Here is an 18,113-nt window from a genome sequence, read left to right as displayed (position 1 = left end):
TGCATCTTTAGAATGCGCTATAGAAATATAAGAATTAAAATTAGTAAGTAATATCGGCAAAGTATATTTAAATGAACTTATATAACTTATATGGTAAAAAAAAATAGGAAAAAAAACAAAAAATAAACCCGCACTGTTTCGGAGGAGTGCGGGTTTAAACAAAATTAAAAGCTAAAAACTATTTTTATATTAGAAGCAGTATTCGTTTTCTGCCACTAATTTATTGGTAATCGTTTCTCTTAAAGCCACAACATTTGGCATGTTTGTGTATTTTGTAAAACGACGTAATCCCATTAACATCATACGTTGTTCGTCACCTTCAGCAAACGAAACAATTCCTTCTTTTCCTTTTTGTGTTACAATATCCACAGCTTTGTACAAGTATAATTTTGCCATAGCAATTTGCTCCTGAACTTTATCTTCACCTTTGTTTTTGGCTAATTTTTCAGTTCTAAGGATGGTACTTTCAGCCATATAAATTTCGATTAAGATATCAGAAGCCGCCATTAATAACTGTTGGTGAGCATCTAAATCCGGACCATATTTTTGAACTGCACTTCCTGCAACCATTAAGAAAACTTTTTTAAGGTTAGCAACGATTCCTTTTTCTTCTGCAAATAATTCAGAGAAATCAGGCGTGTCAAAAGAGGGGATTCCCATTAATTCCTCAGAAACTTTCATAGCGGGTCCTAATAAATCAATATGACCTTTCATAGCCTTTTTGATCAGCATACCTACAGAAAGCATTCTGTTAATTTCGTTGGTTCCTTCATAAATTCTGGCGATACGAGCATCTCTCCACGCACTTTCCATTGGAGTATCTTCAGAAAATCCCATTCCGCCAAAAACCTGAATTCCTTCATCAGCACAGTTTTGAACATCTTCAGAAACAGCTACTTTAAGGATTGAACATTCGATAGCATATTCTTCAACACCTTTCAATTCAGCTTCCTGATGACTGGTTCCTTCAGCTTCACGAGCGATAATTCTATCTTCGATATCTTTTGCAGCTCTGTACGAAGCACTTTCACCTGCATAAGCATTAGTAGCCATTTCAGCTAATTTAGAACGGATTGCTCCAAAGCTTGAAATTGGCGTGTTAAATTGGATTCTTTCGTTAGCATATTTTACAGCTCCGGAAGTTACTCTTCTTTGAGCATCAAGACATGCAGCCGCCAGTTTAATACGACCCACGTTCAAAGCATTCATTGCAATCTTGAAACCGTTTCCTCTTTCAGACAACATGTTTTCAACAGGTACTTTTGTATCGTTGAAGAAAACCTGACGTGTAGAAGAAGCACGGATTCCTAATTTATGCTCTTCTTCATTCATAGAAATTCCGTTATCAGCAGTATTTTCTACAATGAAACCAGTAATATTTTTATCATCACCAATACGGGCAAAAACGATGAAAACGCTGCAGAAACCTGCATTCGAAATCCACATTTTTTGACCAGTAATTTTATAATGAGTTCCATCTTCAGATAAAACAGCTTTAGTTTTTCCTGAATTAGCATCAGATCCTGCGCCTGGCTCAGTCAAACAATAAGCTCCAAACCATTCACCTGTAGCTAATTTAGGAACGTATTTTTTCTTTTGTTCTTCAGTACCGTAAAGAGTAATTGGCATAGTTCCAATTCCTGTGTGAGCACCAAAAGCAGTAGAGAAAGATCCTGTAGCACCAGAAATGTAATCGCAAACTAACATTGTAGATACAAATCCCATTCCTAATCCGCCGTATTCTTCAGGAACCGCAACTCCTAAAAGTCCCAGTTCACCAGCTTTACGCATGCTTTCCTCAGTAAATGCGTAATCTTTTTTCTCAAAACGATTTTTGTTAGGCCAAATTTCTTTGTCTACAAACTCTTTCACAGAGTCACGCATCATTAATTGCTCTTCCGAAAAATCTTCTGGTGTAAAGATATCTTCGCATTTTGTTTCTTTAACTAAAAACTGACCACCACGGGTTACGTTTTTTTCGATTGTATCTGCCATTTTTTATTTTTTTTAGGTAAAAGATGAAAGAATCAAGAAGCAAGATTTTAATCTAACTTGCTTATGAAGCCTGTGGTCATCCTTTGAAATTCAATTATTTTGTTTTCTATTTCTTCTGTTTTTTCTTTTGATAAATAGTCGTTCTGACATGCTATCAATAATTGTGTTTGCAATTCAAATGAAGATCCTAAACTGATATTCAGATAATGTTGAAAATGTTTATTTCCTCTGTTTGAACCTTCTGCAATATTTGATGGCATCGAAACGGAGCATCTGTCATTTGACTAGTCAAGCTGTAGATCTCGAATTTTGGAAAAGTTAATGTTAGTTTATAAATGTCATTTGTAATATTCATAGCTAAAATCCAAATTTTCAAATTCTTAAAATTATGTCTCATGTTTTGAGCGAAGATAATAAACACGAACTAAAAAGTAAGTTTTTTATTACTTTTAAAGCATTTGTCACTCTTCTTACTTCTCAAAAAAATATATTAGTCTTGACTCTTTGCTCTATTCTCTTTGCTCTAACTTCTTTCCTCTTAAAAACATTCTACAATACTTCGTAAATCCCCGCACTTCCTTGTCCAGTTCCCACACACATAGAAACAATTCCGTATTTACTACCTCTGCGTTTCATTTCGTCGAATAACTGAACAGAGAGTTTCGCACCGGTACATCCCAGAGGGTGACCTAAAGCAATTGCTCCACCGTTTACGTTTACGATATCAGGATTTAAACCTAGTTCGCGAATTACAGCCAAAGACTGAGAAGCAAAAGCCTCGTTTAATTCTACCAAGTCAATATCTTTCAATTCTAAACCAGCTTGTTTCAACGCTTTCGGAATTGCTTTTACAGGACCAATACCCATGATTCTTGGCTCAACACCAGAAGAAGCAAAGTTTACTAATCTTGCAATTGGCTCAAGATTTAATTCTTTTACCATATCCTCGCTCATAATCAAAACAAAAGCAGCACCGTCACTCATTTGAGAAGAGTTTCCGGCAGTTACACTTCCATCAGCAGCAAAAACCGGTCTTAAGCCTGCTAAAGCGGCAACAGAAGTTCCGGCACGTGGACCTTCGTCTTGTTTTACAACATATGATTTCGTTTCTTTTTTTCCATTTTCATTAATGAAAGTCTGTTCAACAGTAATTGGAACGATTTGTTTGTCGAATTTACCTTCAGCCTGAGCTTTCAAAGCTTTCATATGAGAGTTGTAAGCAAACTCATCCTGATCTTCTCTGGAGATTTTGTATTGGTTAGCCACCGCTTCAGCAGTTAAACCCATTCCCCAGTAGTAATCTTCGTGACCTGCAGCTGCAACTTTATAATCCGGAGTTGGTTTGTAACCTCCCATCGGAATAAAACTCATACTTTCGGCTCCACCAGCAATGATACAATCTGCCATTCCTGATTGGATTTTGGCAGTTGCCATCCCAATAGTTTCTAATCCGGATGCGCAATAGCGGTTAACCGTAACACCAGGAACATCTTCTACTTTTAATCCCATAAGAGAGATCAAACGTCCAACGTTAAGTCCTTGTTCTGCTTCCGGCATGGCATTTCCTACCATAACGTCATCAATACGTTTTTTGTCAAAATCAGGCAGTTCATCCATCATAAACTGAATCGTTTCTGCTGCTAATTCATCAGGTCTTTTAAATCTAAAAACCCCTTTTGGTGCTTTTCCTACCGCAGTACGGTAAGCTTTTACTATATATGCTGTTTTCATTTGTTTTGTTTTTTAAGATTCTAGGAAGAAGCAAGAGGCAAGAAACAAGATGTAAGAGAAAAGACAAAACTCTGTTCTGAAGTCTTGTTTCTTGCATCTTTCTTCTTTTCACTCTTTCATTCTATTTTCTAATTACGAAGTGGTTTTCCTTTAGTTAACATATATTGAATTCTCTCTAAAGTCTTTCTCTCAGTACATAGACTCAGGAAAGCTTCACGTTCGATATCTAATAAATATTGTTCAGATACTAAAGTCGCTTCAGATAAATCACCACCAGCCATTACATAAGCCAGTTTGTTAGCGATTTTTTTATCGTGTTCAGAAATGTATTTTCCAGCTTCCATTTGGTCAGTTCCAACTAAGAACATTCCAAGAGCTTGTTTACCAAGAACCTTAACATCAGTTCTTCTGATAGGTTGTGTATAACCCGCTTCGGCCATTAGCAAAGCATGTTTTTTAGCTTCAGCAATCTGACGATCTTTGTTTACTACGATAACATCTTTTCCATGTTGAAGAAGTCCCGTATCAAAAGCTTCATAACCAGAAGTCGAAACTTTTGCCATAGCAATAGTTAAGAAATACTCTTGAAGGACGTTCAATTCCACATCGTTTTTACGGAAAAGGTCAGAAGCTCTCAAAGCCATTTCTTTAGATCCACCACCACCAGGAAGTACACCAACACCAAACTCAACTAATCCCATATACGTTTCTGCCGCAGCAACCACTTTATCAGCGTGTAAACTCATTTCGCATCCACCACCAAAAGTCATTCCGTGAGGCGCAACCACAACTGGAATAGAAGAATAACGAACGCGCATCATAGTGTCCTGGAACATTTTGATAGCCATGTTCAATTCGTCATATTCCTGCTCAACAGCCATCATGAAAATCATTCCGATATTAGCTCCAACAGAGAAATTCGCCGCCTGGTTACCAATAACCAAACCTTGATATTCTTTTTCAGATAAGTCGATTGCTTTATTGATAGCAGCAAGTACGTCGCCACCAATAGTATTCATTTTAGATTGGAATTCTAAGTTTAAAATTCCATCACCTAAATCCTGAATGATTGCACCGCTATTGCTCCAAACTTTTTTGCTTTCGCGAATGTTGTTCAGGATAATGAATGAATCTTGTCCAGGAACTTTTACTTGTGATTTTGTTGGAATGTTATAGAAATAAGTTGCTCCTTCTTTTACAGAGTAGAAACTTTCGCTTCCGGAAGCCAACATTTCTGTAACCCATGCAGCTGGTTCAAGACCTTCTGCTTTCATGATTTCGATACCGTTTGCAACACCAATCGCATCCCAAATTTCAAATGGACCATTTTCCCATCCAAAACCGGCTTTCATCGCATCATCAATTTTATATAATTCGTCTGAGATTTCAGGAATTCTGTTTGATACATAAGCAAACATTCCGGCGAAACTCTTGCGGTAGAATTCTCCCGCTTTGTCTTTTCCTTTTACCAAAACTTTAAAACGATCAATTGGTTTATCAATAGTTTTTGTTAGTTCAAGTGTAGCAAAACTTGCTTTTTTAGCAGCGCGGTATTCTAATGTATCTAGGTCTAAAGAAAGAATATCTTTATCTACTTTTTTATAAAAACCTTGACCAGTTTTACTTCCCAACCATTTATTTTCCATCATTTTGTTGACGAAATCAGGAAGTTTAAACAATTCGTGTTGTTCGTCAGTTGGGCAGTTTTCATAAATACCGTTGGCAACGTGTACCAAAGTATCCAAACCAACAACGTCAACGGTACGAAAAGTAGCCGATTTTGGACGACCAATTACCGGACCAGTCAATTTATCCACTTCTTCAATCGTTAATCCCATTTCTTTTACCAAGTGGAACAAACTCTGAATACCGTAAATACCAATTCTGTTTCCAATAAACGCCGGAGTATCTTTAGCAACAACCGAAGTTTTTCCTAAAAATTTAGAACCGTATTCGTTTAAGAAATCCAGTACTTCAGTTGAAGTTTTTGGACCAGGAATAATTTCAAATAACTTTAAGTAACGCGCAGGGTTAAAAAAGTGAGTTCCGCAGAAGTGCTGTTGAAAATCTTCGCTTCTACCTTCGCTCATAAAATGAATTGGAATACCAGAAGTGTTTGAAGTAACCAAAGTTCCCGGTTTACGGAATTTTTCGATTTGTTCGAATACCAGTTTCTTGATATCCAGACGCTCTACTACAACCTCAATAATCCAGTCAACATTGGCAATTTTTGCCATATCATCAGTCGTATTTCCTGTCGTTATTCGGCTTGCGAATTTCTGACTGTAAATAGGAGACGGTTTCGATTTTAATGAATTCGCCAAATGCTCGTTTACCACTCGGTTGCGAACAGCTTTACTTTCAAGTGTTAATCCTTTTTTAGTTTCAGCTTCTGTCAACTCGCGTGGTACGATGTCAAGTAATAAAACTTCAACACCAATATTGGCAAAATGGCAAGCTATTCCTGAACCCATAATTCCGGATCCAATTACAGCAACTTTTTTAATTGTGCGTTTCATATTTGTAAATTTTATTTTCTATTGGTCAAATATGTTATCGCCTTTTTATTATTTGTGAAAATCAATGTAGGCGATTTCATAGAGTTAATATTTTGTTTTTTATTTGAATGTGAGATAAACCTATAGTATAGGTTATTCGTTTTCTAATTTTTCTGTTTGATTAAATATATTTTTGTCCTGAATTAATTCATTTATGATTTCAGAAACTTCGATAAAATGTTTCAGTTTTTCATCAGAAACATGCTTCCTAATGGTCTCATTAAATTTCAGAACCGTATTTTTTGATAAATCTCTTTTTTCTTTTCCAAATTCAGTCAGGTAAATTAAAACACCGCGACCGTCAGTTGGGTTTTTTTTGCGAACAATTAAACCTTTGTCTTCCATCGATTTTAAAGTTCTTGTTAGGCTTGTGGCTTCCATTCCCATTCTTGGGCCCAAAGCTGTCGACGGAGTTCCATCTTCTTTATCAATACTCAAAAGAGCAAATCCCGTAGCCATTGTAGCATCGTATTTAGCAGCTTCTTCGTTGTACATTCTTGATACAGCTTGCCACGTAGCTCGCAAAATATAATCTATTGTTTTCTCTTTCATATGTAACTATATCGATTTCAAATATAATCAAAAAATACTATGCATGCATATAATTTTATGATTAATTTTAGGTTATTAAAAAAATATCTCTGATTTAGAGTGGTTTATGGTTTAATTTTAATTGAAATATACTATTCTTTTTTGAGATTTTAACAAAATAAATGCCGTAAAAATCATTTTATGGATTTAAATTAAGATTTAATTCTACATTTTGTAAAAAATCATGATTTTAATTCAGTAATTTCTTGAGGTTCATATCTGGAAATTGCCTGTTTAAGGATTTTTTTCATACGATTTCGTAAGTTTTCAGGTTTTAAAACCTCAATTCCATCACCAAAACCCAGTAAAATACGTTCCATTTCATAATTAGGAGAAATAAACAAATGCACGATAATACTTTTATCCTCATTTTCTGTAATCAGCCGTTGTGTATGATGCAAAGGTTTTGTCAAAACATATGGCGCATTGGTGGCATCAATCCAAAGTTCAATTTTTCGTGGTGCCAAACCTGAATTCACCGTAACACCAATCACATTTTTATAAAACAAATCGGCGTCAAAATCTTCCTCTAAATAAGGCATATTAAAATCATAATCAATCCCAATAATTCTATCCAAAGCTAGATTTGTAATAGGAGCAGAACCTTTTTTTTTCCCCACCAAAAACCATCTGTTATTAAATTCCTTCAGGATAAAAGGATGAAAATGAAATTTAGTTTCGTCGATCGATTTAAAAGATTTATAGCTTATCACCAGAACAATTTTCTTGATAATCGCCTGATAAACTTCATCTAAATAATGCAAACCCTTCAGTTCTTCATTTTTTTCCAGGTAAATAACCGGCTTGGTATGCGACTTTTCGGCATAGATTTTATCCTCCAGACGCTGTAAAATATCCGATACATCATTAAACAAAGAGAAATCCTTAAACTGTTTCAGCATCGAAACTGTCTCTGTCAAAACATTCATATCCGTTTCCGTCAACGGAATATCGGTTATCGTAAACTCGTCGTCTTCATATTTATAATATTTTTTATCATAAACTACAATTGGCGCATTATAGCCCAGTTTTTCACTTCGCATTAACTGAATATCCATCTGAATCGTTCGTTTGCTAATAGAATTTTCCCGACCTTCATATTCAAATAAAGCTTCAGAACAGCATTCAATCAAATCTTCGAGAGTCCATTGGCGATACTTATTCTGTAGACATTTGTCTATTGTTTTGTACCGAATTAAGGCATTTTTATTTTGAGACATAGTGTGTATATTTTTGCTCGCAAAGTCGCGAAGACGCAAAGTTTTTTTTGCCACAGATTAAAAGATTAAAATGATAAAAAAAATCTGCTTTATCTGCTAAATCTGTGTGAAACAAAAACTGTGCGTCTTTAACGTCTTTGCGAGATTAATTTGACTTATTATATTTTGGGCGTGTCCCTCCGGGCCGGGCTTTCGGCTTTATCTTTTGTTCCGTTCCACTTCACAAAAGGATATCGCCTCTATCCCTCACGCATTTACGGTAACAAGAAAATTTTTGGTTATATTTTATCTATTTCTATTTTTCGTACAGCAAACCCGACAGGTTTTAAAAACCTGTCGGGTTTAATAACGGTAACGATTCTACGTCAACAATAAAATCTCCTTTTCAATATTTGTCCTCGCTTTTTCTTCATACAATTTTCTAAATTCATCAGTCTGAAAAATAAATTCATTCTCCAGAAAATGTTTCAAAGCTTTTGCGCGTCCGGGTTTATATAGAAAATCAGGATAAATGCGATATTCTTTCCGAATCTGTTCAAAATAGGCTTTATAATCTTCCCAATCGCGGGCGAGAATCTTCAAATCAAAATCAATTAACCAGTTAATATCTTCATTTGAATTATATTGATGAAGTTGTGTCGCACAAATAGCATCAAAAACCAATGTTTTATCAAGCTGAATATTTTCAGGCAAAATTGACAATGCAAATTCGGCACTTTTAAGTTCATTGTCTTTTTTACTACTCTTATAAATGTAGTCGTGATAGAAAATCGAAAATAATATTTCGTTTGGCGATTTTATTTGGTCAGAATACATTTCAAAACATTCAATCATATCCTTTATATGCGTGAGATTATGATAATGTCTTGATTTATGAGAATAGGCTTTTTGTAAACCCAGCCAGTTTTTCTGAATGTCATTTCCTGAAAAGCCAATATTCGAAAGTAATTCAGTATAATTTTCTTTTAAATTCATGTTGTTTTTTTAATCTGATAAAGCTCCGGAGGAGTTTAATATTTATAGACATTTATACGGTATAGTAGTTTAGTTCCATCGGAGCGTAATATTTATAGCCAATTTATGCATTTTAGAAAAACTCCAGCGGAGCGATATTTTCGGTTTTTATCTTTATCAATAAAAATATGTCACCCGATGGGGCTTTTTTGCAATGCGTTTAAAAAACTGTGAATATGCCGTCTCTAAAGGGACTTAAATGATTATTGATAACCATAATTTACCCAAATATAGAATTCTTTTTTTACTGCGCAAAATAACTGCGCACTAGTTGTGAAATCTTTGTTCAGAAATAAAAACATACGTTCATAGAAATAAAAAATTGAGTTAGCAAGGTCAAGTATAAGTTACTTCGAAAACACTTTCCAACGTACAAACTTTTACCATTACCGGTTAACACAATTTAAATTGAAGCAGTAGCTCAGCGGTAGAGCAGGTAGTTTTGAAATTATCCTAACAGGTCAATCAAAACTTACTTCGTACACTTCTAATGTCCGGGTCGTGGGTTCGAATCCCATCTGCTTCACTATTAATGGTCAATTAAAACTTACTTCAGAACACGGCTAATTTCGGTTCGAATCCGAGCATAGTTTTAAAATCATCATTAATAAAAAAGGAGGGTCAAGATTAACTTACTTCTCGGGGAAACCCGTCTGATAAAAAGTTCATCAATTAAACTCCAATTTCAGGTCAAGTGTTTCTTACTTCAAATCTTTTAGGTAGAAATCAGAAACACCATTATCTAAATTTTAAAAATGAAAAAAAATGAAAACGTCAGCATTATTAAAAATCAGTTTGCGTCAAAACGCTATTTTCATTCCATCAGCAATGATTGCGAATGATATTAAAAAATTTATCAGGAACAACATCGGTTTTATTAGCCAATGTTTCAAAACTTGGATTTACATTTTCTGAGTCGTTATTACACGCTTTAAATAATGTAAACCCAAATTATAAAGTGGAAGTTTTAGAAGTACTAAGAGAAGTTTTAGGAACAGATAAAAACTGGACGCCTTTAGTGAAAGAATGGAATATCCCAACGGGAGAATCTGTTTTAGATCATATTGTGACCTATTTCTGGAATGTTCTGAACATAAAAAAAGGAACAACTTTACAATGCGGACATATTATCCCAAACAATACTTTTCCTTTAGAACGATATAATGGTTGTCCGTTTTGCGGAACTCCCTTTGAATTTGGTAAAATCGAAAATTTCGGTCAGGGAAGCAAATTAAAAGTATTGGATTTATGGTCAGAAAAGGAATTGGAAGATTTCTATAAATCATTATTGCAATCAAAAACTGCATTGGACGCTACGCAGGCAGATAGTTTAAAAATGGCTTTGAAATATTTGCCTTTACCAAAAACAGATATCGCAATTAAAGAAACTTTGATGTTGGTGATTGATGTTTTAATCGAAGAAGGTCAGGCCGAAAATGCGTCTCAGTATTTTAAATCGCCAACAGATATCTTAAGATATTTGTGGTTCAAGAATACAGGATTATTGCAAATTATAGAACCGAAAACAATCATTAAAAGAACGTCAAAAAATGCACAGCACTTTTTCAATGTTTTGGATACAAGCGCTCAGGCGAAAATTGCTTCTCAAAAAGATTTGAAACTTAAATATTCAAGAAAAGAATGCTTAATGGTGGCTTCCTGGTTGAATAATCTGGATATGGAGGTGGAAACAATGTGCGAAATCATGCACCCAAAAAGAGGAATGTGGGTTCGTTTTATAAGAGCGTTGCGTTTGGCAGAATACAGCAAAAGAAAAGGCTTTGAAAAATTAGCTTTTTTAATGGATGTGTTTTACAATCAGGTGTATGACGTTTGGCAAAGCAAAGTAAACACATCAAGATTAAAGTTTGATGCCGATAAAACATTTGCTTTATTAAAACAACGTCCGGGATTATTTGCACGTTCGTTATTCTCGAATATGCTTTGGTTTGGTGCAGACGAAACTATCGCACATTTTGAAGAAATTATCGATAAAGTTCCTGCAAGATTGGTGTTTACTTTAAACATGTACGCTCAAAATTATTTTGATAAAAACATGCAAAGAAGCGTGAAGCCTTTGGGTGGAACCAACAAACGTATTGCACCAAATGCATTATTGAATTTGTACGACGAAGCACAATTAGAAGCGATGAAAAATCAAATCGAAGCGTTGTGTTTATTAGCTATGAAAAAACGATTTGCGGCAATTGCAAACCCAAACAAAACCATGTACATCGATCCGCAATTGTTTAATATGCCGGTTTCTATAGGAGATCGAAGCGAGACCGTTCAGGATTTACCGGTGGCTTTAATGGGAACACGTTTCCCGATTGAAGGTAACGAAGTGCGTTTGTTCATGCAATGGGGTGCGGGTTTACCGGCGCAACATCTGGATATGGATTTAAGCTGCCATATTGCCTACGAAGATAAAGCCGATATATGTTCTTTCAGCCGATTGGAAACTGTTGGTTGTAAACACAGCGGTGATATCAGAAGTATTCCGAGTAAAATTGGAACGGCTGAATATATCAACATTAACATTGACGATTTGGCGAAAGCCAATGCCAAATTTGTAACTTTTACCTGCAACGCTTATAGCAACGGAAGTATTACGCCAAATCTTATTGTAGGTTGGATGAACAGCAAACACCCGATGAAAATCTCCGAAAAAACCGGAGTAGCTTATGATCCGTCATGTGTAGATCATCAGGTTCGTGTGACGCAAAATGTTGCCAAAGGTTTGGTTTTTGGAGTGTTGGATATAGCCAAAAGAGAAATCATTTGGTTAGAGATGACCTTTGGAGGACAAGTTGTTCAAGGTTTGGATTTTAAAGGAGTTCAGGCATTATTGGCAAAACTAAGCAGCAAATTGAATATTGGTAGTTTGTTACAACTCAAAGCGGAAGCCCAGGGTTTAACCATCACCGAAGATCAAAATGCCGATGAGGTTTACGATGCAAAATGGGCGATAAATGCTGCGGCAGTTACGCAATTATTAATTGATTAAAGGAAAAAAGGGGCAAAGGCACAAAGGTTCAGAGGGACAGAGGTTTTGTAGAGGTGGATTACTGCGCGTCTTCGCAAAGTGTGGTAAATTTAATCTCGCAAAGGCCTACAGTTTGTCATTTCGACGGAGGAGAAATCACACGAGGGATTCGACAAAGATTGGCGACATTCTGTGAGGAGTTTCCAGTGTGATTTCTTCTTCGTCGAAAATGACATAAAATGAGAAATGACAAAAAATAAGAAAAAAATCGGCTCAAATCTGCAAAATCTGCGTGAAAAAAACTTACGCATAAAAGCACATTACAAATAAAAAAATAATCTACGCAAAATAGCTGCGTACTTGTATAAAACCTTTGCACCTAAGAAAACCTCTGCAACTTTGTCCCTTAAAAACAAAAACCATGAAAACACAAATAAACGGTACAGATATAATAGAATTAGGATTCCCTGAAGGAAAAATAATCGGGATTGCCTTAAAAATAAACAGTAAAAGACACGGATTGAAACGCGATGAAATGATAACCAATTTCAAAAACGTTCTAGCAACTCCTGAAAATTATATAGACGATGCTATTTTCAGCAAACTGGCAATCGCCTTGATCGAAAAAGCAAATGAAAAACCTGAAGATTTTATTGCTTTAAACCAAAACCCAAATGCATATTCGGCTTACGGATTAGAAGGTATCGAAGACGGTGCCAGAAAACAAATGGAAGTAGCGATGCAATTGCCTGTTACGGTTGCCGGAGCTTTAATGCCAGACGCGCATCAAGGTTACGGATTACCAATTGGCGGAGTTTTAGCGACCAAAAATGCCATTATTCCGTATGGAGTTGGGGTTGATATTGGTTGTCGAATGGCGTTGTCGGTTTATGATATTGCGGAGGATTTTTACTTTGAAAACGAAGCCAAATTCAAAAAAGAATTAATTGCCAACTCTATTTTTGGAGCGGGTCACGGATTTCACGGACAATACAAAGCAGATCACGCAGTTTTAGAAAACGATACTTTTAATATGACTCCGTTTGTGAAAAATTTAAAAGATAAAGCCTGGTCGCAATTAGGATCTTCGGGTGGTGGAAATCACTTTGTTGAATTCGGAATCATGGAATTTGCAAAAGACGATGCGGTTTTGAATATCCCAAAAGGTAAATATGTCGCTTTGTTAACACATTCAGGTTCACGCGGAATGGGCGCCACAATTGCCGGACATTATACTAAAATGGCAAAAGACGTTTGTAAACTTCCTGATGTGGCGAAGAATTTAGCGTATCTGGATATGAACTCCCAATTGGGTCAGGAATACTGGATGGCGATGAATTTGGCGGGAGATTATGCTTCGGCTTGTCATGAAATTATCCATAACAAAATGGAACGCGCTCTAGGCGCTACGATTTTAGCCAAAGTCGAAAATCACCATAATTTTGCGTGGAAAGAAATCTGGAACGGCGAAGAAGTGATCGTGCATAGAAAAGGCGCGACTCCGGCAGGAAAAGGCGTGATGGGAATTATTCCGGGAAGTATGACCGCACCGGGATTTTTAGTGAGAGGAAAAGGCGAGGAGAACGCCATAAACTCGGCTTCACACGGAGCAGGAAGACAAATGAGCCGAACTCAAGCCATAAAAACAATCACAAAAAACGAGATGAAATCAATCTTGCAACATCACGGCGTTACGCTTATTGGCGCAGGTCTTGACGAAGCCCCAATGGCGTATAAAGATATCAATCAGGTTATGGAAGCGCAACAGGAATTAGTTGATGTCGTTGCTAAGTTCACACCAAAATTAGTAAGAATGGCGGATGACGGGAGTCGTGAAGATTAGTTTTTTTGAAGGTTCAAAGGGGCAGAGGCTCAAAGTGACAAAGGTTTAGCCTCATTTTATGTCATTTCGACGTAAGGAGAAATCTTCGCAAGAAGCTCGACAAAGATTGAACCCAATATTGTCATTTCGACGGAGGAGAAATCACATCCAGAGAGCGACGAACTGTATGGTTACGTCATGTGATTTCTCCTCCGTCGAAATGACAAACTTTGTGTAAAAAAACTTTGTGCCCTACCGCCTTAGTGGCAAAAAATAAATAATAATAAAGACTCAAAGAGAAAAACCTCTGAACCTTTGAGCCTTAGCAACTTTAAAAAAAATGAATACATACATAGACATAGGAATTAATTTAACCAATAAACAATTCCACAACGACATAGACGATGTTGTACAAAACGCTTTAGATGCTGATGTATCGCAAATGATACTCACCGGAACAAGCGTAAAAAACAGCGAAGAATCATCGCGAATAGCCAAAGAATATCCTGGAATATTATATGCCACAGCCGGAATTCATCCGCATGATGCGAAAAGTTTTGATGGGCAGAGTATTTCCAGGCTGCGGAATTTATTAAAACAAAAACACGTGGTTTCGGTAGGGGAGTGCGGACTCGATTTTGATCGTGACTTTTCGCCCAGAAATATTCAGGAAACCTGTTACAGAGCGCAATTAGAACTGGCAATTGAAGTCAGGAAACCTTTGTTTTTGCACGAAAGAGCGGCTTTTACAAAGTTTATGGAAATTACAAAAGACTATTTGATACAATTGCCAAAAGCTGTCGTGCATTGTTTTACAGGAAGTTTGCCCGAAGCCAAAACCTATCTTGATAACGGATTTTATCTCGGTTTTACGGGAGCGATTTCCGACAGTAAACGTTTTAATCATTTAAAAGAAGTGATTCAATACGTACCGCTGGACCGAATGATGATCGAAACCGATGCGCCATTTATGCTCCCGAAAAACGTACCAAACAATCTCCTGAAAAAATACCACGAACGCCGTTGCGAACCCGCTTTTCTGCCTTTTGTTGTTGCAACTGTGGCGCAGTTTAAAGGAGTTTCGTTAGATAAAGTTGCGGAGGAAACTACGAGGAATGCTAATGGTTTTTTTGGGATTTAGCGTTTCCTAACAGGCTTTAGAAACCTGTTAGGTATTTTATTTGTTGGCTTTTAAATCAGGTGTTTTTACTGGGTTTAAAGGCTTTTTGTTTGTTTATATTTTTTTAAAAGAATTTGAAATTGCGGTTTATATTTGTATTTTTCCTTTATATCTGGAAAAAGTAAATCTGATTTTGCTCCTTTAGCAAGAGCATCTTCTAAATACATGTAAAAATTGGTATCGTCACCCATTGATGCATATATTGTAGCCTTGGTTCCTATATGTCTAGCATCTTTTTCTATATCGATTGCCTTTTGGATATATTCTAAAGCTTGAATAAAATCATTCTGAAGTCTAAAATAATTACTTAAATAATTAAAAATAAAATCTTTTCTGCATCCCAGAGACTCAGCTTTTTTAATATCTATAAGAGCTTCATCGAACATTTTTAAGTGTAAATAGTTTGTTGATCTACTGAGTAGAAAATTTGTATCTTTATTATTAATTTTAATTGAAATATTTAAGTCATTATTTGCTTTTTCATATTCCTTTATTAAAGAAAATACTGCAGCTCTACCATAAAGGTATACAGAGTTTTTTTTCAAATCTAGATTAATTGCAGTATTATAATCTAAAATAGATTTCTGGTATTCTTCAAGTTTAGAATATAGGTTAGCTCTATTAAAAAAGAATGAAGCTTTTTGTGAATTAAGATCGATTGCTTTATTATAGTTTATTAAAGATTTATCTAATTCATCTAATTCATCATATGCTGCAGCTGTTAAATTCCAATAATCAGCATTTTTTTTATCAATTGAAAGTAATTGATTCGCTATAATTAGTGAAGTTTTAAAGTCTTTTTTTATATTATAATAAATTTCAAATAATTGATTAAGATTACTTTCATTCTCTGGTTTGTCATTTTGTATTTTAATTCGTATATTTAATTCTTCATCGAATTCTTTAATATTATGGTAACAACTGGCTAGGTTCAATAAATCTGAGATATCACTTTGATCTAGTTTTAATGCTTGTTTATAATTTACAATCGCTTGTGACCAATTTTCGTCTTGCATAAAGTGTATACCTAATGCTGTATGTTTTTCTTTTTCGTTTAACAAATAGTCTTTTAAAGGTGTTTCTGTTAATTTAAGTTGCGATTTTAATTTTTCTTCATGTTTAAACACTGGAAAATATTTATAAAAGCTAATTACTTCTTGAACAAAAACGGAATAAGGATAAAAATAAGAATTGTAATTTAAAATGTGATTTAAACTTTCTCTTTTATCTTCTCCTTCTTCATTTTCTTGCACACTTTTTTTTGTCTCTTTACTACATAACAAGTATTTTAATTGATCTGGAAGGGGAACTTCATCTAGGAATCGAATATAGTTTTCAATATCATTACCTTCGTATGTTTCGTATACCAAATTAAACTGTGGATTTTCCTCTTGGTAATAAGGGAGAAAATAATTGAAAGGACTGTTGCTAAAATAGGGATTATCAAATATCTCTTCATTTACCATTGAAATGTTATTTAGACCTACACTAAACAATCTAATTATTGTTGCGCAAGAATCTTGTATTCTTAAGTTTTGATTTAAAGATTTTATTTTAGTCTTAAGTGAATCAAATCTTAACCATTTATTTCCTAAATGATTTAATATCATAAATAATGATGTTATAGCCTTTTGCCAAACTTTCTCTTCATTATCATTAATAAAATCTATTAGAAGAGTTATTTTTTGCTCATCCGCTTTATTAAAGTGTATCAAACTGCATGTAATAGCACTTACAATCACACTTCTATCATACCATTTGTAAATATCAGTACTATTTCTTACTTTTCTAATTTGTTCTAAAGTATAAGTGTTCAATTTTTCAGAAGAATAAATAGCATCAAATAAAATTTGTAAATCATTATTTCTAAATGGTTTATCTATTTCTTGCAAATAATCTATTTTTTCATATAGTAGTTTGTCTAGTTTTACTCTAAGGTCTTTAACTTCTGTTGCAAGTTCTTTGTTTCCTGGATTGTTTAATAGTTCATTTGTCTTTTTAGTTATAATCTCAAAAATATTATTGACATCATCTTTTGTTAGTTCATCTTCTTTTTTTATTTCTTGTTCATTGACAATTATTAATTTCTTAATTGTTGATTCATTCTGTACTTTTATTTTTTTTAACTCTTCCAAATATTCAATTAAGCTTTCATTCCAATTATCAATTTTTATCGGATTAACGTCATACTTAATAAAATCTTCATTTTTAGTAGTAAAAATAAAATGTTCATTGACAGTATAACCTTTGTATATTTTTTTAATTTTTATAAATAAATCATTCACGAAAGGGTCTGTCAAACTAAAACCAATAAATAAAAAAGTTTTTTCTTTGAAATGAGTTGTTAATGTGTCATTATTATAGTTTTCATTTTTGTAAATATCATTGTAATCGCTTTCAAATAGAATTATTGTTTCTGGGTCTTCATAATCACCATGAATTTTATATAAAAACTGAGAATTATCAGATTGGCTTTTTAAACCTTGAAAAGCATTTGTATTATAGAAAATTTTTGGATCTAAATGTTTTGGAATGTATTTCTCTAATATTTTATCATAATTCGTAGTGATTATTTTGCTTGAAATTTCCCACAACAAACTGTGTACTTTAGATTCTTCGGGTAAAGTTTTGGAGATTTCTTCTACAAGAGAATTAATAAACTCTTTTGACTTTATTTTAAAAGCACTTCCATTATCTGAGTCATTTTCAATTTTACTTAACGCATCAAATAATGATTTGCTATTTGTTTTAACACCATTAAGTATATTTTTAAAATTTGTATCAGATGTTTCTCCGTATTTACTATCCAAATCTTGAAGTATATCTTCAATTAATTTTTTCCAAGAAGGGAAGCCTAAAGGCATTGAACAACCTGCGCCAACAAAAATCACTAGATTGTTTTTCTGTATTGCATCTTCTAATTTTGGTGGAATATTTAAAATTTTGGTCATAGTTTATAGTAAAACTCAAAAATACATTTTTACATTTAATTTGCAGTTTATTTTTGTTAAATTAA

General features: G+C 34.5%; 9 protein-coding genes, 1 tRNA gene and 2 pseudogenes. 4 read left to right on the top strand and 8 right to left on the bottom strand.

The window, feature by feature from the left end; translation table 11 throughout:
* Nucleotides 1-189: 189 nt before the first annotated feature.
* The 7 genes and pseudogenes from ACHRVX_RS14855 to ACHRVX_RS14825 form a co-directional block, all read right to left on the bottom strand.
* Entirely contained in the window at nucleotides 190-1,995 is a 1,806-nt protein-coding gene (locus ACHRVX_RS14855) for an acyl-CoA dehydrogenase family protein (protein WP_395333536.1), read from the bottom strand.
* 47 nt (nucleotides 1,996-2,042) lie between these two features.
* Nucleotides 2,043-2,392: pseudogene (locus tag ACHRVX_RS14850) on the bottom strand (four helix bundle protein).
* A 152-nt stretch (nucleotides 2,393-2,544) separates the two neighbouring features.
* Entirely contained in the window at nucleotides 2,545-3,726 is a 1,182-nt protein-coding gene (locus tag ACHRVX_RS14845; protein WP_026984655.1) for an acetyl-CoA C-acyltransferase, read from the bottom strand.
* A 128-nt stretch (nucleotides 3,727-3,854) separates the two neighbouring features.
* Nucleotides 3,855-6,245 (bottom strand): 3-hydroxyacyl-CoA dehydrogenase/enoyl-CoA hydratase family protein, encoded by a 2,391-nt coding sequence (locus ACHRVX_RS14840; RefSeq protein ID WP_395333534.1) that lies wholly within the window; start codon nucleotides 6,243-6,245, stop codon nucleotides 3,855-3,857.
* 132 nt (nucleotides 6,246-6,377) lie between these two features.
* Complete coding sequence (locus tag ACHRVX_RS14835) at nucleotides 6,378-6,836, bottom strand: MarR family winged helix-turn-helix transcriptional regulator (RefSeq protein WP_056252979.1); 459 nt, start codon at nucleotides 6,834-6,836, stop codon at nucleotides 6,378-6,380.
* 221 nt (nucleotides 6,837-7,057) lie between these two features.
* Entirely contained in the window at nucleotides 7,058-8,095 is a 1,038-nt protein-coding gene (locus tag ACHRVX_RS14830) for a helix-turn-helix transcriptional regulator (protein WP_395333532.1), read from the bottom strand.
* Nucleotides 8,096-8,455: 360 nt separating this feature from the next.
* Nucleotides 8,456-9,070 (bottom strand): hypothetical protein, encoded by a 615-nt coding sequence (locus tag ACHRVX_RS14825; RefSeq protein WP_395333530.1) that lies wholly within the window; start codon nucleotides 9,068-9,070, stop codon nucleotides 8,456-8,458.
* Nucleotides 9,071-9,519: 449 nt separating this feature from the next.
* Here ACHRVX_RS14825 and ACHRVX_RS14820 point away from each other — a divergent pair.
* The 4 genes and pseudogenes from ACHRVX_RS14820 (at nucleotide 9,520) to ACHRVX_RS14805 (ending at nucleotide 15,058) form a co-directional block, all read left to right on the top strand.
* Nucleotides 9,520-9,635, top strand: a tRNA-OTHER gene (locus tag ACHRVX_RS14820).
* Nucleotides 9,636-9,874: 239 nt separating this feature from the next.
* Nucleotides 9,875-12,116, top strand: a pseudogene (locus tag ACHRVX_RS14815) (hypothetical protein).
* A 400-nt stretch (nucleotides 12,117-12,516) separates the two neighbouring features.
* Complete coding sequence (locus ACHRVX_RS14810; protein WP_395333528.1) at nucleotides 12,517-13,938, top strand: RtcB family protein; 1,422 nt, start codon at nucleotides 12,517-12,519, stop codon at nucleotides 13,936-13,938.
* 319 nt (nucleotides 13,939-14,257) lie between these two features.
* Complete coding sequence (locus tag ACHRVX_RS14805; RefSeq protein ID WP_395333526.1) at nucleotides 14,258-15,058, top strand: TatD family hydrolase; 801 nt, start codon at nucleotides 14,258-14,260, stop codon at nucleotides 15,056-15,058.
* A 74-nt stretch (nucleotides 15,059-15,132) separates the two neighbouring features.
* Here ACHRVX_RS14805 and ACHRVX_RS14800 read toward each other — a convergent pair whose 3' ends face one another.
* Nucleotides 15,133-18,048: an SIR2 family protein gene (locus ACHRVX_RS14800; RefSeq protein ID WP_395333524.1), complete on the bottom strand. Its 2,916-nt coding sequence runs from the start codon at nucleotides 18,046-18,048 to the stop codon at nucleotides 15,133-15,135.
* Nucleotides 18,049-18,113 lie beyond the last annotated feature (65 nt).

Origin of the sequence: Flavobacterium sp. FlaQc-47, assembly GCF_044006475.1 — a bacterium.
Classification (GTDB): Bacteria; Bacteroidota; Bacteroidia; order Flavobacteriales; family Flavobacteriaceae; genus Flavobacterium.
Note: the sequence above shows the minus strand (reverse complement) of the source record. Positions and strands in the feature narration are given on the sequence as shown.

Bases quoted from the DNA above. Each gene is read 5' to 3' on its own strand.
- ACHRVX_RS14805 (WP_395333526.1), top strand. From the start codon at position 14,258: ATGAATACATACATAGACATAGGAATTAATTTAACCAATAAACAATTC.
- ACHRVX_RS14840 (WP_395333534.1), bottom strand. From the start codon at position 6,245: ATGAAACGCACAATTAAAAAAGTTGCTGTAATTGGATCCGGAATTATG.
- ACHRVX_RS14835 (WP_056252979.1), bottom strand. From the start codon at position 6,836: ATGAAAGAGAAAACAATAGATTATATTTTGCGAGCTACGTGGCAAGCT.
- ACHRVX_RS14810 (WP_395333528.1), top strand. From the start codon at position 12,517: ATGAAAACACAAATAAACGGTACAGATATAATAGAATTAGGATTCCCT.
- ACHRVX_RS14845 (WP_026984655.1), bottom strand. From the start codon at position 3,726: ATGAAAACAGCATATATAGTAAAAGCTTACCGTACTGCGGTAGGAAAA.
- ACHRVX_RS14855 (WP_395333536.1), bottom strand. From the start codon at position 1,995: ATGGCAGATACAATCGAAAAAAACGTAACCCGTGGTGGTCAGTTTTTA.
- ACHRVX_RS14800 (WP_395333524.1), bottom strand. From the start codon at position 18,048: ATGACCAAAATTTTAAATATTCCACCAAAATTAGAAGATGCAATACAG.
- ACHRVX_RS14830 (WP_395333532.1), bottom strand. From the start codon at position 8,095: ATGTCTCAAAATAAAAATGCCTTAATTCGGTACAAAACAATAGACAAA.
- ACHRVX_RS14825 (WP_395333530.1), bottom strand. From the start codon at position 9,070: ATGAATTTAAAAGAAAATTATACTGAATTACTTTCGAATATTGGCTTT.